The sequence below is a fragment of the Pseudothermotoga sp. genome, from assembly GCA_025060105.1.
Lineage (GTDB): Bacteria > Thermotogota > Thermotogae > Thermotogales > DSM-5069 > Pseudothermotoga_A.
The window spans coordinates 1-20,531 of the sequence record JANXCS010000010.1; the positions used below are offsets into that span (position 1 = coordinate 1).

Annotated in this window: 24 protein-coding genes; 16 read left to right on the forward strand and 8 right to left on the reverse strand. The window is 49.8% G+C overall.

Annotated elements, in window-relative coordinates; genetic code table 11:
• The 3 genes from NZ875_08665 to NZ875_08675 form a co-directional block, all read right to left on the reverse strand.
• Window positions 1-490, reverse strand: a 490-nt coding sequence (locus tag NZ875_08665; GenBank protein ID MCS7175806.1) for a phosphate acyltransferase, incomplete at its 3' end; no start/stop codon positions are given.
• Window positions 491-493: 3 nt separating this feature from the next.
• Window positions 494-676, reverse strand: a complete 183-nt coding sequence (rpmF, locus tag NZ875_08670; GenBank protein MCS7175807.1) for a 50S ribosomal protein L32 — start codon at window positions 674-676, stop codon at window positions 494-496.
• A 3-nt stretch (window positions 677-679) separates the two neighbouring features.
• Complete coding sequence (locus NZ875_08675; protein MCS7175808.1) at window positions 680-1,231, reverse strand: DUF177 domain-containing protein; 552 nt, start codon at window positions 1,229-1,231, stop codon at window positions 680-682.
• Between the two features lie 97 nt (window positions 1,232-1,328).
• Here NZ875_08675 and fliF point away from each other — a divergent pair, with 97 nt between their 5' ends.
• From fliF to fliI, 4 genes are read left to right on the forward strand one after another with little or no spacing between them, the layout of a single operon-like run.
• Window positions 1,329-2,963: a flagellar basal-body MS-ring/collar protein FliF gene (gene fliF / locus NZ875_08680; GenBank protein MCS7175809.1), complete on the forward strand. Its 1,635-nt coding sequence runs from the start codon at window positions 1,329-1,331 to the stop codon at window positions 2,961-2,963.
• A gap of 1 nt (window position 2,964) precedes the next feature.
• A complete protein-coding gene (gene fliG, locus NZ875_08685) occupies window positions 2,965-3,975 on the forward strand; it encodes a flagellar motor switch protein FliG (GenBank protein MCS7175810.1) in 1,011 nt (336 codons plus the stop codon).
• Entirely contained in the window at window positions 3,972-4,637 is a 666-nt protein-coding gene (locus NZ875_08690; protein ID MCS7175811.1) for a FliH/SctL family protein, read from the forward strand. The genes fliG and NZ875_08690 overlap by 4 nt, the downstream gene beginning before the upstream one ends.
• Before the next feature lies 1 nt (window position 4,638).
• Window positions 4,639-5,931, forward strand: a complete 1,293-nt coding sequence (gene fliI, locus NZ875_08695; GenBank protein ID MCS7175812.1) for a flagellar protein export ATPase FliI — start codon at window positions 4,639-4,641, stop codon at window positions 5,929-5,931.
• A gap of 2 nt (window positions 5,932-5,933) precedes the next feature.
• Here the strand turns inward: fliI and NZ875_08700 are convergent, their stop codons facing one another.
• Window positions 5,934-6,530, reverse strand: a complete 597-nt coding sequence (locus NZ875_08700; protein ID MCS7175813.1) for a class I SAM-dependent methyltransferase — start codon at window positions 6,528-6,530, stop codon at window positions 5,934-5,936.
• Window positions 6,531-6,609: 79 nt separating this feature from the next.
• Here NZ875_08700 and NZ875_08705 point away from each other — a divergent pair, with 79 nt between their 5' ends.
• Window positions 6,610-8,022, forward strand: coding sequence for an MATE family efflux transporter (locus NZ875_08705; protein MCS7175814.1), 1,413 nt, complete (start codon window positions 6,610-6,612; stop codon window positions 8,020-8,022).
• Here NZ875_08705 and NZ875_08710 read toward each other — a convergent pair.
• From NZ875_08710 to NZ875_08725, 4 genes are read right to left on the reverse strand one after another with little or no spacing between them, the layout of a single operon-like run.
• Window positions 7,991-9,115, reverse strand: coding sequence for a hypothetical protein (locus tag NZ875_08710; protein MCS7175815.1), 1,125 nt, complete (start codon window positions 9,113-9,115; stop codon window positions 7,991-7,993). The two genes, NZ875_08705 and NZ875_08710, sit on opposite strands and share 32 nt — an antisense overlap.
• Window positions 9,105-10,121 carry an AI-2E family transporter gene (locus NZ875_08715; protein MCS7175816.1) on the reverse strand — a complete coding sequence of 339 codons (1,017 nt, stop codon included), beginning with the start codon at window positions 10,119-10,121 and terminating at the stop codon, window positions 9,105-9,107. The genes NZ875_08710 and NZ875_08715 overlap by 11 nt, the downstream gene beginning before the upstream one ends.
• Window positions 10,118-11,242 (reverse strand): MFS transporter, encoded by a 1,125-nt coding sequence (locus NZ875_08720; protein ID MCS7175817.1) that lies wholly within the window; start codon window positions 11,240-11,242, stop codon window positions 10,118-10,120. The genes NZ875_08715 and NZ875_08720 overlap by 4 nt, the downstream gene beginning before the upstream one ends.
• A gap of 11 nt (window positions 11,243-11,253) precedes the next feature.
• Window positions 11,254-12,081, reverse strand: a complete 828-nt coding sequence (locus NZ875_08725; GenBank protein ID MCS7175818.1) for an Mrp/NBP35 family ATP-binding protein — start codon at window positions 12,079-12,081, stop codon at window positions 11,254-11,256.
• 45 nt (window positions 12,082-12,126) lie between these two features.
• Between NZ875_08725 and NZ875_08730 the strand changes: the two genes are divergently transcribed.
• From NZ875_08730 to NZ875_08780, 11 genes are read left to right on the forward strand one after another with little or no spacing between them, the layout of a single operon-like run.
• On the forward strand, window positions 12,127-12,876 hold the full coding sequence (locus NZ875_08730) for a metal ABC transporter ATP-binding protein (protein ID MCS7175819.1): 750 nt from the start codon (window positions 12,127-12,129) through the stop codon (window positions 12,874-12,876).
• Window positions 12,876-13,655 carry a metal ABC transporter permease gene (locus NZ875_08735; GenBank protein ID MCS7175820.1) on the forward strand — a complete coding sequence of 260 codons (780 nt, stop codon included), beginning with the start codon at window positions 12,876-12,878 and terminating at the stop codon, window positions 13,653-13,655. The genes NZ875_08730 and NZ875_08735 overlap by 1 nt, the downstream gene beginning before the upstream one ends.
• Before the next feature lie 5 nt (window positions 13,656-13,660).
• Window positions 13,661-14,020: a 6-carboxytetrahydropterin synthase QueD gene (gene queD / locus NZ875_08740; GenBank protein ID MCS7175821.1), complete on the forward strand. Its 360-nt coding sequence runs from the start codon at window positions 13,661-13,663 to the stop codon at window positions 14,018-14,020.
• A gap of 1 nt (window position 14,021) precedes the next feature.
• A complete protein-coding gene (gene folE2, locus NZ875_08745; GenBank protein MCS7175822.1) occupies window positions 14,022-14,798 on the forward strand; it encodes a GTP cyclohydrolase FolE2 in 777 nt (258 codons plus the stop codon).
• Between the two features lie 2 nt (window positions 14,799-14,800).
• The gene (thyX, locus tag NZ875_08750) at window positions 14,801-15,430 is read left to right on the forward strand and encodes an FAD-dependent thymidylate synthase (GenBank protein ID MCS7175823.1); all 630 of its coding nucleotides are present in this window, start codon (window positions 14,801-14,803) and stop codon (window positions 15,428-15,430) included.
• A gap of 5 nt (window positions 15,431-15,435) precedes the next feature.
• Window positions 15,436-15,789 carry a hypothetical protein gene (locus NZ875_08755; GenBank protein MCS7175824.1) on the forward strand — a complete coding sequence of 118 codons (354 nt, stop codon included), beginning with the start codon at window positions 15,436-15,438 and terminating at the stop codon, window positions 15,787-15,789.
• A gap of 4 nt (window positions 15,790-15,793) precedes the next feature.
• The gene (locus tag NZ875_08760) at window positions 15,794-16,741 is read left to right on the forward strand and encodes a CBS domain-containing protein (GenBank protein MCS7175825.1); all 948 of its coding nucleotides are present in this window, start codon (window positions 15,794-15,796) and stop codon (window positions 16,739-16,741) included.
• Window positions 16,738-17,070, forward strand: a complete 333-nt coding sequence (locus NZ875_08765) for an iron-sulfur binding hydrogenase (GenBank protein MCS7175826.1) — start codon at window positions 16,738-16,740, stop codon at window positions 17,068-17,070. Before NZ875_08760 ends, NZ875_08765 begins: the two co-directional genes overlap by 4 nt.
• Window positions 17,067-17,780, forward strand: coding sequence for a phosphotransferase (locus NZ875_08770; GenBank protein MCS7175827.1), 714 nt, complete (start codon window positions 17,067-17,069; stop codon window positions 17,778-17,780). The genes NZ875_08765 and NZ875_08770 overlap by 4 nt, the downstream gene beginning before the upstream one ends.
• The gene (locus tag NZ875_08775) at window positions 17,771-18,331 is read left to right on the forward strand and encodes an ATP-binding protein (protein MCS7175828.1); all 561 of its coding nucleotides are present in this window, start codon (window positions 17,771-17,773) and stop codon (window positions 18,329-18,331) included. Before NZ875_08770 ends, NZ875_08775 begins: the two co-directional genes overlap by 10 nt.
• Window positions 18,328-20,505 (forward strand): BamA/TamA family outer membrane protein, encoded by a 2,178-nt coding sequence (locus NZ875_08780; protein MCS7175829.1) that lies wholly within the window; start codon window positions 18,328-18,330, stop codon window positions 20,503-20,505. The genes NZ875_08775 and NZ875_08780 overlap by 4 nt, the downstream gene beginning before the upstream one ends.
• The last annotated feature ends 26 nt before the right edge of the window (window positions 20,506-20,531 follow it).

The following is a 20,531-nucleotide window of genomic DNA, read 5'->3' on the forward strand; positions in this document are numbered from 1 at the left end:
TTGGCTGATGCTTTCCCAAAATCTTGGCGTACGCCAACCCCATGATCGCGAAGTCGAGCAAATGTTCCGCCCTCACGCGCACGTTCGCACCTGCATCTATGAGTATCGTGAAATCTTTGAGCGATGGGACGGGGACGGCCAGCGCCGGTCTGTCCACGTTGTTGATCCTTCCAAGTATGAACGTCGCACCAGCGAAAAGAGCGCCAGTGTTTCCGGCGCTCACGAAGGCATCGATCTTCTTTTCTTTTAAAAGCTGTAAACCCACGAACATGGAGGAATTTTTTCTGCGCAGAACTTCCGTGGGTTTGACGTCCATCGGGAGGAAGTCGTCCACTTCCACTCTTTCGACGCTTTCTATCTTCTCCAAAGCTTGTTTCGTTCCGATCAGAACCAGATCGCACTTTCTTTCAGCGATGAACAGCTTGGCACCCTCAACGATCTCAACGGGTGCCTTGTCTCCTCCCATGACGTCGAGACCTATCTTTGGCATGCCTCACTCCGCTACTTCCAAGATCTGTCTACCGTTGTAATAGCCACAATACAGGCAAACTCTGTGGGGCAACTTGGGTTGACCACAGTTCGGACACTTGGATACAGGTACGCTTATCGCCCTGTAAGTCTTTGCCCTCTTTGCATGGGTTCTCGATCTCGATCTTTTATGTTTCGGGTTCGCCACAGCTCAGCCCTCCTTCGTCAAATCCTGCTTCACCAAGAGCAGTTTTTTCCACCTCGGATCGAAGTCAAACTTCACACACTTGTGGTTTTTCTCTTCGTTCAGGTCCGCTCCACAGTGTGGGCACAATCCTTTGCATTCTTCACTGCACAGAACCTTCATGGGCACTTCCACGACGATGGCCTCGATTATCCTATCGGTGAGATCTATCCGGTCCGAAGTGTAGTATAACACGTTCCGGAGCGACTTCAACTCTTCTTCTTCCGTCGTGGGCATTTCGCTGATGGGTTTGTAGAGAGCCTCAACGGTCCCGCTGATTTTCAGCAAAACTGGTTTCAAACATCTATCACACGGATGTTCTATGACCGTTCTTGCGTACCCACCGACCGCTATGCCATCTCGGGCGGCGACGGCGACGATCTTGACCTGTATCGGTTCGACGACTCTGCAACGTGCCGTTGGAGCATCTATGTACTCTGACTCGAAGACACCGCGCAAGATTATCCTTCGTTTCAGTAGAACTTCTTCCACACTCATCGTCCAGTCCAACGCACTCACTCCAATTCGATTTTACACGAAAGATTCTAAACATTCTTGTGGCAGGGCATCATTACAACTCTGTTTCGGAACCAAATGGACTCGAAGATGATAAAATATGCTTACAGGAGTGATCCTTCTGGAGTTTCTCAGGAGGGTTAGGGAGTTTTTCACCAAACTCCTCGATAGGTGGAAAAGCCTGCCAACGGCGAGTAAGATCCTGTTCGGTGGAACGATCGCATCCATAATAGTCGTTCTCTTGGTCATGGCCATCGTACTCGCTGCACCCGGTTATGTGCCTTTGGTGAGTGGCTTGTCCGAAGAACAGGCCGGATACATCGTACAACAGCTCGACGCGATGGGTGTCAAGTACAAGGTGGAACCTGGAAGGATTTTGGTCTCCAAGAAGTACAACGTTTATGAACTGCGCATGAGACTCGCTTCGGCCGGTGTTTTGGGTCCCATGACCAGAGGCTTCGAAATACTCGATCAGCAGAGTTTGGGTGCCACGAGCTTCGACAGGCAGGTGCGCTACCAGATAGCTCTCCAAGGAGAGCTCGAAAGGAGCATCATGACGATCACTGGTGTGAAGAGCGCACGCGTGCATTTGACGCTTCCCAAGTACACGTACTACGTGAGGGGCGAGATGGCCGAACCTAGGGCGTCGGTGCTGGTGGTCTTGGAACCTGGAAAAGATCTGAGCCAAAATCAAATAAAGGGAATCATGCAACTGGTGGCGGGAGCCGTTGAGGGACTGAAGCTCGAAAACGTCCGTGTGATAGATCAGTATTCCCGTGTGTTGAGCGACAGGGTCGTCACATCCACGGAGATGATCACCGCGGCCGATAGAACGGAGCTGAAGATCAATCTCGAAAGTTACTACGCGAAGAAGGTCAAACAAACGCTCGAGACGGTCTTCGGAGTTGGAAGGGTCGAAGTGATACCGGATGTCAAGCTCGACTGGGAGAAGGTAGAGAGGAAGATCACCAAGTTCGAACCCATCGGTAGACAGGGCGGCTTGATCAGAAGCCAAGAGCAAGAGAGCGAAAAGAGTATCAACCTACCACCGACGGGTGGACCGGTCGGAACGGAAGCGAACATCCCACCGACTTATCCCAGTCTCACCCCACAAGGTACATCCACCTATGAGAGGACCAGGACGATCACGAACTATGAGCTCAGCTCCGTGGTGGAGAACCTGGTGCAGAACAAGGAAGGCGAGATCAGATCCGTATCGCTTTCTGTGATCATCGATGCTTCATCCACGGTTTTCAACGGTTTCAGCGAGGGTGAGATGAACAGATGGGCGAGGATCGTTTCCGACCTCGTTGAAAAAGGTATCGGAGCGAGTTCCTCTGAACAGAGTCTGTCGGTTTCCGTCGCGTTCCTCCCGTTCGATAAGAGTTTCGAAGAAGAGCTCAAGCGAAGTCAAATGGAGCTTTTGCGGCGAAGAAGGTACATCACCATGATGGTGGGCTTCACGCTGTTGGCAGGTTTGGCGTTCTTGTTGGTGTATCTGATCTTACTGCAGATCAAACGTGTGAAAGCAAGAAAAGCGATCGAGGCGAGAAAGTTGAAGATAGAAGAAGAGTTGAAACGCATGCTTGAAGAGCAAAAGGTGAAAGAAGTTCCACTTTCCCCTGAGGAGAAAGCCTTGCAGGAGTTGAAGGAGAATCTAGAAAAGGTGTACAGGCAAGATCCAGAAGAAGTGGCGAGCATCATAAAACTGTGGCTCGTGGAGAGAGGGACATGATATGCCAGAGAAAAAACAACTCACAGGCAAGAGGAAAGCTGCGGTCCTCTTGGTCATGCTAGGTCCCGAGAAGGCGGCCTCCGTTTTGAAACATTTGGATGAGTCGGATGTGGAACAACTCACGATAGAGATAGCGAACATCGGTAAGGTCACAGACGAAGAAAAAAAGCAAGTTTTGAGCGAATTTCAAGAGATAGCGCGTGCACGAGAGATAATCACTCAAGGTGGTATAGAGTACGCAAAAGAAGTTCTGCAGAAAGCCTTCGGCCCAGAGAAGGCCATGAGGATCATCGAGCGGTTGGTTTCGAACTTGCAAGTCAAGCCGTTCGATTTCTTGCGCCAAGCAGATCCTCTGCAACTTGTTAACTTTCTGCAGAGCGAACATCCTCAAACGGTTGCCGTGATACTGAGCTATCTTGAACCACAGCTTGCAGGTAAGATCCTATCGGCCCTGCCGGAAGATCTACAGGTGGAAGTAGTCAAGAGGATCGCTTTACTCGAACGCACTTCACCCGACGTGATAAGGGACATCGAGAGGAACCTTGAGCGTAAGCTTTCAGGCTTCGTGATGCAGACTTTCAGTCAAGTGGGTGGCGTCGACACCGCGGCGGAGATCATGAACAGTATAGACAGATCTTCAGAGAAGAAGATCATGGAGAAACTCTCGTACGATTCACCCGAGTTGGCCGAGGAGATAAGAAGAAGGATGTTCGTCTTCGAGGACCTTGTGAAACTCGACGACAGATCTGTACAGATAATCCTCAGAGAGATCGAAACCAGGGATTTGGCCCTCGCTCTGAAGGGAGCTTCGGAAGAAGTGAAGCAGAAGATCTTCAAGAACATCTCCAAGAGGGCGGCACAGTTGTTACAGGACGAACTTGAGTACATGGGTCCTGTACGGCTCAAAGACGTCGAGGAAGCCCAGCAGAAGATCATCAACGTTGTTAGGAGACTCGAAGAGGCTGGCGAGATCATCATCGCACGTGGTGGCGGTGAGGAGCTGATCACATGATCATAAAAAAGAAGCAGCTTTTCATAGATGCTCCTTGCATCGTAGGTGGACGGAAAGAAACTCAGCCAGAAAACGAACGTTCGTTCGATCCTACAGAAATTCTTCAGAAGGCCGAAAAAAAGGCGCAAGAGATCGTGGAAGAGGCGAAAAGGGAAGCTGAGAAGATCCTCATGGAAGCTAGAGAAAAACAGCAGAAGGTACTCCAAGAGATCGAGATTGAAAGGCAACAGATCAAAAAAAGATCGCAGGAAGTTTCACAGAGATTGAACGTGCTCGTGTCGAACTTCGAAAGGCAGTTGGAAAAGAAAAAACAAGAGATCTCCGATCAATTGATAGACGCGCTGAGGATCTTGATAGAGAAACTCACCTTCAGATACCTCGATGAAACTGACTTCTCTGAAAAGATGAAAAAGTTGTTCAGCAAACTTTCAGAACTCAAGCGTGCGAAAGTTTTCATGAGCCAGCAGGATGCGGAGAACTTTCCAGAGATCGTTAAACAGTGTGAGGAACTGGGCTTCGATGTGGTCAAATCGACAACTTTGAAGCCAGGCGAGGTACTCGTGGAAACGGACCTTGGTGTTCTGGATGGGACGAAGAGGGCTGCCACGATGTTGGTGGAAAAACTGATCGAGGAGGTCTTCGGATCTGCCAGAACCAACTGAACTGCTCAAAAGGTTCAAAGAGAAGCTCCAAGCTCTCGATTTTCCAAAGTACAACGGAAAGATCACCAGGATCGTTGGCTTGACCGTTGAATCGGTCGGGCCAGACGCTTTTCTGGGCGAAGTGTGTGAGGTGGATTTGGATTCCAAGAGGGCGCTCTGTGAGGTCGTCGGGTTCAAAGACGGCAGAGTGCTCTTGATGCCTTTGGAGAACATCTCTGGAGCGAAACACGGAACTTTAGTCTTCGGAACGGGAAGGTTGCTCGACGTCGCCGTCGGTGAGGACATGCTCGGCAGGGTGTTGGATGGACTGGGACGTCCCATCGATGGTAAGCCTTTAGTGACCACCAAAAGGTATCCTCTGATCAATCAAGCTCCAAATCCGCTGAGGAGAACACGCATCTCAGAACCATTGCCTGTGGGTGTGCGCGCGATCGATGGTTTCATCACGGTGGGTAAGGGCCAGAGGATAGGTATCTTCGCCGGTAGTGGCGTTGGAAAAAGTACTCTGCTCGGTATGATAGCCAGAAACACCGTTGCGGATGTGAACGTCATCGCTTTGGTGGGAGAACGCGGTAGGGAAGTCAGAGAGTTCATAGAGAAAGATTTGGGGGAAGGATTGAAAAGATCCGTGGTCGTCGTGTCCACATCCGACCAACCTGCACTGCTGAGGGTCAAGGCTCTGTACACCGCCACGAGCATCGCCGAGTTCTTCAGAGACCTCGGCTACAACGTTCTGCTGATGGTCGATTCACTCACACGCTGGGCGATGGCTCAAAGGGAGATAGGCCTTGCGATAGGTGAGCCTCCCACTGCGAGGGGATATCCACCCAGCGTCTTCGCTGGTTTGCCGAGCATCCTCGAAAGGGCCGGAAATTCGGACAAGGGAAGCATCACGGGTGTGTACACCGTCTTGGTCGAGGCGGACGATTTCAACGAGCCGATATCCGACACTGTGAGGAGCATCGTCGATGGCCACATCATGCTTTCGAGACGGCTCGCCGAACTCAACCACTACCCAGCCATAGACGTCTTGGCGAGCATCAGCAGGTTGATGATCGACGTGGTGAGCGAGGAACATTTGAAAGCGAGCAGAACGCTGAGGAGTTTGATGGCGGCTTACCAAGAGGCAAAAGATCTCATCGACGTGGGTGCTTACAAGATCGGTTCGAACCCGTTGATCGACAAAGCCATAAAAATGAAGGGATTGATAGATGGATTTTTGAAGCAGGACATCTCAGAAAAGCCCACCTTCGAAGAAACGGTGAACAATCTGGTGAAACTAGCGTCCATGTGAACTCAAAGCGAATGTTGCTTCGCTGGTGCGATCTTTAAAAGTTCAAGGTAGAAGATTTGATCGTAGATTTCTTCTTTTACGACTTTGAATCCCCTTTCTCTGGTTATTTTCTTCACCAAACCTACCGGTTGTTCCCGTCTCCATTTGGTGATGTGAACCGTTCTGATGAGCTCTTGGCCGGTGTCGATCAAGAGTGGGACTACGAAGAAGCTTTTGTGTGCCATCTTTTTAGGTATGGAAACGTCCCAGATGAAGAGTTTTCCCCACTTTTTCAGAACGCGATTGACGTTTTCAATGATCGCTTCGTGTTTTGGTAGGTAGAAGAACGTGAAGAACAAGATCGCAGCATCGAAACTTTCTGGAGCGAAGGTGAGTTTCACAGGGTTCATGAGTAACCTGATGGATTTCGTGTCGGCCATCTTCATGAATTCTTCCTCTACCGTCACGAAGACGGCTTTCTCTGACAAAAATTTGGTGAACACATCCTCTGCCCCCGTGTTGACCACGAGCACTCGGTTGGCATCTATATCGACTTTCAGTTTCAACGTCTGATCTTTCAGACTGTAATAACCACCCATGGCATGAAACCAGTATACCAAAACTCCATCGTCAAAAAGTTACTTGTGCGAACCAATTTTGACAACCGATTTCTGTTAAGAATGTATCTGGGTGGTGTGGGTGAAGTATTCTCTGTTGAAGGTTTCTGTGGAAGAAAAAGAGCTGAAAAACATCTCGAGGAACCTTTTGAAACTCGCGTTGCCTTCCATGGCGGAAAACTCTCTGCAGATGCTCTTCGGCATGGTCGATACCGCCTTTCTGGGTCATCTTTCTTGGCAGGCCATGAGCGGGGCTGGACTGGCGAACCAGCTGATCTTCGTTTTCCAAGTCATCATCGTGGCTTCTTCCGTGGGTGTCAACGTGATCGTTTCGAACGCCACGGGTGTGGGAAACAGGCACAAAGCGAGTAGCTCGCTTTGGAATGGGATTCAACTGTGCTTGTTTTGGGCTTTCTTTTTGATGTTTCTATCGATCTTCTCTGAAAGATTTTTGAAGATCTTCGGTAGTGTGGATGAGACCGTTCTTCGGTACGCCTCACAGTATCTGAGAACCATCCTGCTCGGCATGTCGAGCCTATCTTTGATGGCCGTGTTGGGCGCAGCCTTGAGAGGTTCGGGAGATACGAAGACGCCCATGCTCGCAACTGGGATCGCGAACCTGCTCAACGTGTTTTTAGACTATGCGATGATATACGGTAAATTTGGATTTCCAAGGTGGGAAGTCTTCGGTGCCGCCTTAGCGACCGTCATCTCACGCTTCGTCGGTGTGATCGTGATGCTGCTGGCGATTTTGAAGAATCCCTATCTGAACGAGGATTTGAAGAAAGCCATCAAGCCTGAATTGGCCACCTTGAAAGACATAGTTTCGGTTGGACTTCCTGCAGCCGGTGAAAACTTCATGTTCTCTGCGGGTTTGTTGGTCTTTGCGAGCATACTGCTCAGATCTGGGCCGATGGCTTACGCTGGTCATAGGATAGGTATAAACATCGAATCTCTGTCCTTCATGCCAGGCTGGGGTATTTCGGTTGCGGTGACGACGCTCGCTGGTCAGTACAACGGCAGGAGAGATCTCGATAAGGTTGCAGCCGTGGCTAAACAGGGTTTCGCACTCGCCGCCCTGATCCAAGTCTCGGCCGGTGTGTTGATCTTTCTTTTTCCACAGCCCATGATAAGGTTGTTCACCAACCAAACGGAAATCGTTGAGCTCGCCAAGATACCTGTGCGTTTGGTTGGACTTTTTCAGATTTTTCTTGCCTTGGAATCGAGCATGAACGGGGTGCTCAGAGCGACTGGTAACACGACCTTCAGCATGATCGTTCTGGCCTTTTCCATGTGGGCCATAAGACTGCCTTTGGCCTACGTCCTCGTGACCAAGCTGAAGCTGGGTTTGTTGGGTGCTTGGCTCGGCATGATGAGCGATATGTCCTTCAGGAGTGTTTTGAAGCTCTTTTTCTATCTTTCTGGTGTTTGGGAAAAGACGGCACTGAAGGTTTCTTCGCGCGTCAGGCACGTGAGCGAGTCTGATCTTTCTTGATCATCCTCGACAGATCGCGCACGATTTTGTACTCTTGAAAGGCTCGTTCCATTTCACCTGTGCGTTCGTACAACATCGCAAGTTGTGTTCTCAGTTCGATGTTCGTTGGTTCTATCTTCAGCTCCTTTTGACAGATTTTTATCGCTAGTTTGTACGCCCTCAGGAAAGTGAACAGTTTGATCTTCAATTTTCTGGGCAGAAGGAAGATGATCAGCAGAGCGAGTGCGGGAAAGATAAATAAAAGCTGGTTTTTCGAAATCTTTTCGCTCAAATTCTTCTTGGTTGTGTCTTTCAAAACTTGCTTCGTGCCCGTTCTCTCCGCCACGTGCATCAACATACTTTTGAGATTGTCCTTTCTCAAAGTTAGGCCGTTGAGCCGTTGTGATATCTCGTTGAGCTCTTCTTTCGAAACGTTTTCGTTCGCAAGACGTTGTAAGTGCGTCAAAAGTTCCATGTACGTGCTCAATTCGCTTTCGAGTTTTGAGGAAACCCCGTCCAACTGTTTTGCAAGGCTCACGAGTCTGTACAGTGCGGGGTAACTGTCTTCTTCGTTTTTCAACTTTTCGCACTCTTCTCTGATCCGTTTGGCAACCACTTCTTTGTTCACGGCGTTCTTCAAGAAAAAGACGAAGTTCCAATCGAGCAAAAATGGATCTTTCAAAAAGGCTCTGACGAACCAACTTCCAAGATCTTGAGGCAGTTTGGGTTTATAGCCAACCTTCCAGAGTGGACAAACCGTTCCAAGCTTGGTGAAATCACCTTTTTCGAACGCCGCGATCTCGTCTTTCAAATTTGGGAACAGCACCAAGCACTCGTCGAAGAGATCTTCCCTGACTTCGTTCGCTTCGGTGAGCTTGGCGATGAACTTTTCAAAATTTTCATCGAGGACAGCCTCTCTCAACACCTCGATCTCGGCAAGCCTTCTTTTCGCAGCGATCCTTTTTCCCAGAGCTATCAACTGATCCGAACCAGGTTCACGGACTATCCTGTCTATGAGCTCGAGCCAGCTCTTTTCGAGCTCTTCGAAACTTGCCGCGATCAGCGATGTCAAGATGACTGAAAGGAAAATGAGCAGAATTTTCCTACCATTCATGGCTTTCGAATCTTGGCTGCAAGAAATGTCTGTAGAATATCGTGGCGAACGCAGCCATGGGCGCACCTATGAAAACCCCAGCGAAACCAAAGATCATACCACCGAGCACGATCGAAATGATCATCAGAACTGGATTGACCCGCATCGTGCTCTTCGTGACCTCGAAGAACAGTATGAAAACGAACAGATGTATTGCACAGGCGAAGATGAACACCCACAGCAGTTTGTCCAGTCCGAGCGTGATCGAAAACAGCAAGATCGGTATGAGTTCGATGGGTACTCCAACGATGGGGATGAAGTTCGTGATGAAAGCCCAAAGCCCTATGAGCGGTGCGTAGCGACTGCTGAGAAAGGTGAAGAGCAGACCGAAACCCAAACCGACTATCGTGGCGTTCAGAGCCAAAACCCCTATGAATTTTCTCATGCTGATTTTCAGATCGTTCAAAAATTCTTCAGCGATGTCCCTACACCTGATGGGATAGAGTTTTGGAATGAACTGGAATATCGAACCGGCGTAGAAAGAAGCGTAGATCCCACACAGAATGGTGAAGAATGTGACGACTATGAAGTTCGGTATGGTGCCTGCAAACCATTTCAGGATGAATCCTGCCAGATTGTCGATGTATGGAACGAGGGAATCGGCCAGATCGTTGAGCAGTTGGAGTAAACCTTCTTGGTTCGTAAGGTACGGTTGCCAAGCTTTCTCACGGATCACCTTCGCCAAAAGACTGTAAAAATCTGCAATCTGCGTGAACGCCTTCGGTACCACTTCCACCGAGCTCCAACTCAGGATGGAGAAAAACAACAACATGGCCATTGTGGTGGCGAGTTTTTTGCGCTTGAGTTTGAAAAACCTTGTGAGCAAGCTCGCAACGGCGTCGATCACCATCACCAGGATGAAGCTGAACAGACATATCTGAAAGAACGGTTTGAAAATGATCCAAAGGAAAGTCAACACCGTTGCGTAGATCAAGGTGTAATACATGGCGAGGTTTCTTTCTCTCAAGCCTCACCACCCCTGTGGGCGTGTCGATGACTCTTTTCGATCTTCATCGCCGATATCGGTACCATGGCCAGTGAGACTGCGAACAACAAGAGAAGTTGCGCCGAGATGTTTTCACCGAATGGCAGTATCACCACGTACCTCAGAGCCACACCGCAGGCCCACGCGAACCCCATGACCGTAGAGGAAGCCAAGGCTGCGTTCTCCGGCATCAACTGTTGGGCGTGTGCGACGTTGGTCGACATCGTCAAATAGCCACAGCCGTTCACCAAAAGATAGCCCACTATCAACTGGATGGCCGACTTGGGGTGGGAGAGGATCAGAGCACCCAACGCCATACCCGTGAAACTCACCAGGTTCGTGATGTGGTTGCCGTATCTGTTGCTCATCCACGTGCCTATGACCGTGGTGGCGACACCCAGTCCGACCCCGAGGGTGAGGAGCAACCCTCCAAACACCAAAGGTAGACCGTTCTTGCTCGCCATGATGGGACCGTAGGTGTTCGAGAGTGATATGATCAGAGTCCTCACCGTGACGACGAACCACAGCACGATTATCCTCTTCAAACCACGGATGTTGTCCTTCAAATTCATTTCACCTTGGACCCTGTCTTTGTTGATCCTGCTCGGTTCTTTGACGTACAGGAATGAAAGAACGATCATGAAGATGACGGCACTGATCCAGATCCTTTCGAACCCGTAGCTGGAGACGAAGTGTGTGATGAAAACTGGTCCGAGCGCAGTGCCGAGCGTCCCAGCGGCCACGAAGATCGAAAGGAAGTATGGATTGGTGCCCCTGGCCATCACGGCACCTATGGGATGAAAAGCGGAATTGCCAAAGTAAGCTATCAAAAAGAGCAAGATCAACACACTGAGGTTCGGTGAGAAACCGACCAAGCCCATCGATCCTATCGTGAGCAACATGCTCAGTAAAAGTCCACGCTTCAAGCTCTCCAATTTCGATGCGATCATTCCAAAAACGATTTGAAATATAGAAGAGAAGAAGCTGATCGAAGTTATTATCAAAGCCACTCCCTTCACACCGACGCTGAACCTCTGCATGAAGTACGGAGCGAGTGGATTGAGAAAAGATACGAAGAAATCGGTCACGAAATGCGAAAATATGGCTAGAACGTTTATCTTTCATCCCTCCAAACTTTCGCGATCAAACTTGACACGAGCTGTCTGAACGCCCTTTCGATTTCGGATCCTCTCATGTGCATGATGGCGTTCTTGCCCGCATCCAGCATCTTCACAAGTTTAGGTTCCAACGGCACGGTTGCGAGACACTCCAACCCTATCAACTCTGAAAGCGTGGTAGAAGCATCCTCACCGAAGATGTCTATCCTGTTGCCACAGTGTGGGCAAACCAGATAAGCCATGTTGTTCACGAACCCCAGCACTTCTTGACCCATCTCTTGAACGAACTGCATGGTACGAAGAACGTCATCGACCGCAACTCTCTGGGGGGTCGTCACGAGCACGACACCGTCGAGCTTCACAAGTTGCATCAGACTCATGGCCTCATCGCCCGTGCCTGGTGGAAGATCGAAGATCATGAAATCCAAATCTTCCCAGAGTGCGTCCGCCAGGAACTGTTGTATGGCTGAATGTTTCAACGGGCCACGCCACGCGATCGATTGGGCTTCTTCAACGAGTATACCCATCGAGAGTACCGACATGTTCGGTCCATACCGTACTGGTACGATGAAACCATTCTTTATGGTCGGGGAGTCATGTAATCCGAGCATGCGTGGCACGTTCGGTCCGTGGAGGTCCAGATCGAGCAGGGCCACCTTGAAGCCTTCCTCTGCGAGGGCGACGGCCATGTTCACGGCCACCGTTGTTTTGCCCACCCCACCCTTTCCGCTGAGGATGGCTATCTTGTGCTTGATACGCTTCATGTTGTCTTCGAGTCTCTTCTGCCTTTCTCTGATTTGTTCTAGACGCTTGTTCGTCTCCAAGCGCTTTCACCTCTTTTCTATTCTACACAAACTCTTGATGATAAAATGAACTTGGAGGAAGAACATTTGGAATTTCTCAGAATCGAAGATGTGACGGTTGTTCTCAACGGTCACGAAGTGTTGAGCAACGTGAGCTTTTCGGTGAACAAGGAAGGCCTCTACGTCATCGTTGGACCGAACGGTGGTGGTAAGACCACTTTGGTCAAAACGATCGTTGGATTGTTGAAACCTACAAAGGGGAACGTTTATATTTTCGGCCAGTTCGTTTCAGACTATCTCCGTCACAGTGTGGTTGGTTATCTGCCACAGAGGGCCAGTTTCACCAGATCTTTCCCAATAAAGGTCTTCGACGTGGTGAGGATGGGTTTGCGACGGAGAGATCGTGAAAGAGAGTTCGTTTTGGAAGCTCTCAGAAAGGTTGGCATGCAAGAATTTTCACAAGCCAGCTTCTCTTCCCTCAGCGGTGGACAACAACAGAGGATACTCATAGCCAGAGCCATAGTCTCGCGACCGAAGTTGTTGATCTTGGATGAGCCCGTCACGGGCCTAGACTATGAAAGTCAGAACGAGTTTTACTCACTGCTCAAATCACTCGTGGACGAAGGTACGGCCGTTCTCATGGTGACACACGATGTTGGATTCGCCATGGATTTCAGCGATCAAATATTCTGCATAAACAAAACTTTGGTCTGTCACGTCTCCTCGCACGAAAAGGTTCCTTTGGACTCTTTTTTGGTGAAACTTTACGGTTACAACGTCAAGCCACTCACTCACAGGCACGGTGAAGAAGCGTGATGGATTTTCTAATGCTCTACCAAAGGTCTTTCTTGGCGGGTTTGTTGACCGCCGTCGCGACCGCCCTGATGGGTGTCCATGTGGTGTTCCGTAGGATGGCTTTCTTTGGAGATGCCATAGCCCACGTGGCGTTCGCTGCCGCGGCGATCGGTGTGACGATCGGTGTTTCGAGTTTCTTGAGTGCCGTCGTGCTCGCCGTGGTTGCCTCGCTCATCCTCGCAAAGTTGTCTCGCAGGAACATCAGCGAGGATGTCTCGGTGGGGGTTCTGTTTTCCCTCACCATGGCCATAGGTGTGATCCTCTTTTCGCTGGTGAAGAGACAGAGAAATTTGATGTCTTACCTCTTCGGTGATATCCTCACCGTGACGGATACGGACATGTTTTATCTGTCCATCGTCACAGTTTCAGTGATCGTTTACAATCTATTGTTCAAAGACACGCTCGTCCAGTTCACCTTCGATGAAGATTTCACCAAGTTGATGCGTCCAAAAATAGATTTGATCTATCAGCTGTTCTTGGCGGTCCTCGCGATCACGGTGGTGATCGGTGTTCGAACTGTGGGAGTGATACTCGTCTCGGCTTTCCTGATCATTCCCGCCGCCACGGCGTCGATCGGTGCGAAGGATTATCGGAAGGTGTTCCTTTTCGCTCCCGTTCTATCGTCGATCAGCGTCGTGGTTGGGTTGTTGCTTTCTCTCTACATGGATGTACCTCCTGGAGCGTTGATCGTAGTGGTGCAGGGGGCGATGTTCTTCACAACGATCGCTCTGAGAAGGTGATTGCTGTGTTCTTCCTATCGAGAGAGTTCACGTTCGATGCGGCACACAGGTTGGAGAGCTACAAAGGTAAATGTGAAGATCTGCACGGTCACACCTACCGTGTGCGTGTGACCGTCTTTGGCGACGTCGATGAAGAAGGTATGGTGATCGATTTTGTCGAGCTTAAAAAGATAGTGAACGAGAAGGTCCTTTCTCTGCTCGATCACAAGTATTTGAACCAGATCATACCTCAACCGACGGCTGAGAACATCGCCAGATGGATCTGGGACCGACTCCAGCCCGTGCTCAGAACAGAAAAACGGAGGCTCTACGAAGTGACAGTGTGGGAGACGGCCGATTCGTTCGTCACCTACAGAGGAGAATGACATGAAGGACGTACAGAACCAGAGGGACAATAGAAAGGTTTATCTGCAGAGGGTTGGAATAAGGAATCTGTCTTACCCCATAACGGTCATGGACAAAGCGAGTGGTTATCAAGATACCATCGCGAAGATCAACATGTATGTGGATCTTCCCGAGCATTTCCGTGGGACACACATGAGCAGGTTCGTCGAGGTGTTGAACAAATACAGGCTGGGGATCGATCCAAAACTGATCAAGCAGATGCTCGAAGAGCTGAGGATGAAGTTGAAGGCTTCCACCGCGAGGGTTGAGATAGAATTCCCTTACTTTGTGCTGAAGAAAGCACCGGTTTCTGATCAAGAAAGTTTTTTGAGCTATACCTGTAGGATCGAAGGGCAGAAAACTTCGGACAAATACGACTTCGTGGTCAGTGTCGGTGTTCCCGTTTTGACTTTGTGTCCCTGTTCGAAAGAGATAAGTGAGCGTGGGGCACACAACCAGAGAGCGATCGCGTGGATACACATAAGATCGAAAAAACTCGTCTGGTTCGAAGAACTCATCCAGTACGCGGAAGAATCCGCAAGCTCGCCGATTTATACTATACTCAAGAGGCCAGACGAGAAGTACGTCACCGAGCACGCTTACGATAATCCCAGGTTCGTCGAGGATGTGGCTAGAGAGATCGCTCTCAAATTGAACGCCGACGAGAGGATCTTTTGGTACAGGGTAGAGGTGGAGAGTCTCGAGTCGATCCACGCACACAACGCTTACGCGTGCGTGACGAAGTACAAGGAGGAGTGAGGATGCACATAGACGTTTTGGATCGTGGGTTCGTGAAACTGATCGACCACATGGGGGATGACACTTCGGCGGTGAGGGCCGCGAGGATCTGCCATGCCTCTCAACTCGGGGACGAAGAGAGAGACAAGCAACTGATCGAATTTCTCTTGAAGAGCGGGCATGAAACACCTTTTGAACACGTGGTCTTCACCTTTCACATCAAATGTCCCATCTTCGTCGCGAGGCAGTGGATGAGGCACAGGATAGCTTCCTACAACGAACTGAGTGGTCGCTACACTGAATATGGAGAAGAATTCTACATTCCAGCTAGAGAGAGGCTCGGTGAGAAAGCCGTTGAGATTTTTGAAAGAACGTACAGATCCTGCTATGAAGCTTATCAGAGTTTGATCGAATCTGGGGTGAGGAAGGAACTCGCCCGACTGGTGCTTCCCGTTTCTATCTACACACAGTTCATCTGGACGGTCAATGCGAGGAGTTTGATGAATTTTCTCTCTCTCCGTGCGGATTCTCACGCACAGTGGGAGATGCAACAGTACGCACTCGCCGTGGCTCAGATCTTCAAATCTGTCTGTCCAAGGACCTACGAGGCGTTCATCAAGTATTCGTACAGGGGTGATCTGCTGAAGGGGTGAGTCGAATGAAACTTTCAGAGATCTTGAAGGAGTTGAAAGCCAAGGTTTTAGCCAACGTTCAAAAGGTCGAGGAACTCCAGTTCGAACTCGTTGCAGCTTCGGACTTGATGAGTGAAGTTTTGGCCATCGCCAAACCTGGGGTGCTCCTGATCACGGGGCTCTGCACACCTCAGGTCGTGAGGACCGCAGATGTGGTCGGCATACAAGCCGTGGTGATAGTCAGGAGGGAAACTTTGCCTTCAGAAACGATCGAAATGGCACAGGCTTCTGGTATCGTGCTCGCTGCGACCAAGATGTCCATGTTCGAAGCCTGTGGAAGGTTGTACGTGAAAGGTCTCAAGCCGATCTGGGAAGTGTGAGACGATGGAAAAGATCCTCGATCGCGTTCAGAGTTTTTTTCTCGACATGCCCGTTGTTGAGGTCATGAATCCAAACGTGATCTCGGTGCGACCAGATAGAACGCTCAGACAGGTGAAAGAGATCCTCAGAATAAAACGCATCTCGGGTGTACCTGTGGTGGACGAGGACAGAAAGATCCTTGGCATAGTCAGCATCGAGGACATCATAAAGGCGCTCGAAGGTGGATACATAGATGGTAAAGTTCAAGATCACATGACCAAGAAGGTCGTCTGCCTCAAAACGACGGATACTTTGAAAGAGGTCATAGAGACGTTTGAGAAGTACTCCTATGGACGTTTCCCGGTGGTGGACGAGAACGAGAGGGTCGTGGGTATCATCACCAAGAACGATGTGATGATGGCTTTACTTGCCAAACTTGGACTTGTCTATCTGCACGATGAGCGCAGGAGGGAAGTGCTGGAAAGTCCAGACTATTTCGATAAATCTCTGATCACCGGTGAGCGACTCGACAAATCCGGTGCCGATTTTTTCTTTCCCATAGATTATTACGATATCAACCTCGCGGGCATAGGTGCTTCGAAACTGAGGCAATTTTTGTTGTCTAAAGGTGTCGATCCTGAAACGGCCCGAAGGGTGGCGATCGCCACTTACGAAGCCGAGACGAACGTGGTCATACACAGCGGCAGCACCGGTGCGATCTATTGTTTCGTCAAGCCAGACAGTATCTTCGTCCGTGTGGAGGACACTGGAAAAGGTATAGACAACGTGGAGTTGGCGATGAAGGAAGGCTACTCAACGGCTCCAGATTACGTTCGAGAACTCGGTTTTGGTGCGGGTATGGGGTTCACGAACATGAAGAGGTGCTCGGACAACATGATGGTGGTCTCCAAGGTCGGTGCGGGAGTCGTGGTGGAAATGGAATTTCGCAGATACAGGGAGGGAAAGAAATGAAAATTTCCAAGATCGTTGAGGAGCTTGGGTTGGAGGTTTGCTGTGGCGACTGCGAAATGGAAGTGCAGTATGGGTGTGTGGGGGACCTTTTGAGCGAAGTGATGGCGCATGCGAAGCCAAATTCCATCTGGGTCACGGTGCAATCGCACGTCAACGTCGTTGCCGTTTCCGTGATCGCCGGTATACGTGCGATCGTGCTCTGTAACGGGCACAACTTTTCTAACGAAACGGTCAAGAAAGCCGAGTCTGAAGGCATCTGCCTGCTGAGGAGCGATAAAAGCCCGTTCGAGATCGTTGGAAAACTCTACAGGTTGGGAATAGAACCGTGATCAAGGCCGATCTCCACGTGCATTCTTGTCTCTCGCCTTGTGCGGAGATCACCATGGTACCGACGGTGGTCTGCTCGAAGGCTAAAGAGGGGAACGTTCAAATTTTTTCGATCACGGATCACAACAGTTGCGACAATCTGGAATCTTTCGAAAAGGCTTGTGAGTCCGTTTTGGTGCCGGGGATCGAGGTGACTTCACTGGAGGAAGTGCACGTGCTGGGATACTTTCCAACCGTCGAGAGCGTGAAGAGCTTCTATGGAGTTTTCAAAAAGCATCTGCCGAAGGTGAGGTTCGATTCAGAAGCTCTTGGTTATCAACTTTTGGTCAACGAGAGGGATGAGTTCGTCGCTTTCGAAGAAGATTACTTGCTCGTCGCTTCGAATCTGGGGTTGAGTGAATTGATCGATCTGATCATGAAATTCGGAGGAATCGCAGTCTACGCACACATCGACAGACAGTTCGGAGTGTTGTATCAACTCGGTATCTTTCCGCAGAACGACGGGGTGAAACTCGCGGAAGTGAGAACGAAAGAAGGGTGGAAAACGGCGCTCAAGGCAGGTTACGTGCCACTGACCAACTCCGACGCTCACAGACCAGACGAGATAGGTTGCAGGTTCACTCGTTTCGATCTGAACGGAGCGAGCAGGCGTGAACTGCTCGAGTTGTTGGCCAATCCGACTAGAGACAGGGTGTTGACCATATGGGATTGAGAACGATCGTGGACCACGTGATGGACATAGTTCAAAATTCTTTCAAAGCTCAGGCCAGAAGGATCGTTCTGAAGATCGTTCAAACGAAGGATAGATTCTGTTTCACCGTTGAAGACGACGGGGTAGGCATGAGCGAAGAGGAACTCGAAAAGGTCTTCGATCCGTTTTACACCACGCGCGATCCGAAGATAAGAAGGGTTGGCCTTGGGCTTCCGTTTTTGAAACAGGCAGCCGAAGCTACGGGCGGTTACGTGGAGCTGGAAAGTCGAAAAGGTGAAGGCACGAAGGTCGTGGCGTGTTTCAACACGACGCACGTGGACTGTCAGGAGATCGGTGATGTCGTTGGATGTCTCGTCACATTGCTGACAGGTACTTCGGAAGGTGTAGAATTGTGCGTAGAAAGGTGTTATGAAAATGAATGCTATAGCGTGTCTACATCGCAGTTGATAGAAATCTTTTCAGATCTCTCATCGCCCGTGGTGATCAAAGCTTTGTATGAGCTGATCGAACAAACCGAGAAAAGCTTGTTCGAAGGGGAGGTATCGAGATGAAAAAGATGCTCACACTGATTTCATTGATGCTTTGGGGGGTGGTTCTTTTTGCCATCGTCGTTTCCGACATAAAGTTCGTCGGTTTGGTGACGATTTCGGAAAAAGAACTGCTCCCGTTGGTTAAGGATTACATTGGCATCGAACTCAAAGATGAAGCGATCAGAGAGATCGCCAAAAAGATCTTCGATACAGGTTACTTCTCCTCACTCGAGCCCAAATTGGTCGCATCGGAAGGCCGTTTCATCCTACAGTTGATCGTTCAAGAAAATCCCATCGTCAAAGATTGGAAGATCAATCTGGTGGGTCCTGAGCTGGTCAAGATGACCGAACTTGCGAGCGCCGTGACGCTGGAGAAGGGCAAAGCACTCAGCATGTCCAAGGTGAGGGAAACGTTGAATTCGATGAAACAAAAGTTCGATGAGGCCGGTTACTTTCTGGTGGAGATCAACGGGGATTTCAAGGATGGGATTTACAATTTCAACGTCTTTCTCTACGCACTTTGGGACATCTATTTCGAAGGGGAAATTGAGGGTCTCGACATCGCGCAGGTTCGAAAGCAAATAAAGATCAACACGTTGAAGGATTTCTACACGACACCGGCGATCTTGAGGTTCTTGGTCAAAGACGTCAAGCGTTGCTATCCCACCGTGAAGGACGTCTCAGACGTTCTGTCCGTGCTAGGTAACTACGTGTTCTTCGGCAAAGAAACATCGATAGATTTTGAAAAGATAGATATACCGAACGTGAGCGAGAAAACGATAGCCATGAAGATAAAAGTGGTTCAACCGAAGTTCATCCCGCAGGACGGCATGGTCTACGAAAAGATCGAATTTTCTGGAAACGATCTGATCGACAGTCAACAGTTGCGCAACGTGGTGTACGTGAAGGAGCACAGGCCGATCAGAAACGTCGATGTTTTGAAATCCATGCAGGCCATCATAGATCTCTACAAAGAAAAGGGTTATCCGATGTGCTACGTGATACCAAAGATTGAGAACAAAGTGCTGCGTTTCAACGTGGTAGAAAAGTACGTCGCCAAAGTTGAGTTCAAAGGTTTCGATAGGACCAAGGTCTACATCGTTGAAGACCTTGTGACTTTCAAACCTGGAGAACCTCTCACGCAGAAAGATTTCTACGATACCACCTCGGCGTTGAACAGGACGCAGTTCTTCGAAGCCGTCAGGGTGTATCCGGTCGGCACCCAGGATAAGCGTGATGTGACGATCGTTGTGGAAGTGCAAGAAAAAGACAAAAAGTTCAACCTCTCCGGTGGAATTTCGTGGAGCCCGGTCAAGGACAAACCGTGGTATGAAGGATTCTTCGGAGAACTCTCTTTCTCAACGATCAATCCGTTCGGTTACGGTGAGAGTTTCTCAACGACCCTGAAATTGGGATTCGAAAGCAGGCTCGTTCAGTTCGATGCTTCCATCAGAAAACCGTTCAATCTGCCAGCAACGCTCGGTGCGCTCTTCAGCTATGAATGGACGAGTTCTCAGCAGATTTTCAAGATCGGAGGTAACGTCTCCACGCTCAGAGCCTCAGGTCACGCCTTCGGTGGTGGTGTAACGTACGAGAATAGAACCTACACCGATTTTGTGGAAAACACACTCATAGTCTCTGGCAATTATTCTTACGACACCAGGAGCGATCCGATCTTCCCGACGCGCGGACAGTACCTCTACATGGGGTTGGAAAAAGCTGGTCTGTTTGGGTTTTTGGCGGACCGAGACTATTGGAAGATGCGCCTCGATGCACGCGTGTTCATGCCGATATGGAACGATCAGCTCGTGGCGGCTCTGAGGTTCTTCAGCAGTGCGGTTCTGTTCGACAAATACGTTTATGAAGGCTCCACGAAGGAAACGATCCTTTTCTACGGCATCGATTCTGTGCGAGGTGTGGATGGCACGAAGGCGAAGGCTGGCGTGCTGGCCAGCGGGGAAGTGAGGTACGATCTGAAGTCTCAAACGCTCCCCATGTACGCACTCCTGTTCGTCGATGTCGGCGGCACGGGTGAAAGCCTGTTCCAACCTTCGTTGAAGTTCACCGCTGGACCTGAGCTCGACGTGGCCATACCGCTGCTCGGTGTGATGGGCTTCGGTGTGGCGTACGACTTCGACGGTAGATGGACGTGGGAGAACTTCAAACCTTTCTTCAGGTTCGGCGCAGCTTTCTGAAGAAAGAACGAGTTTTGAAAAGAAAA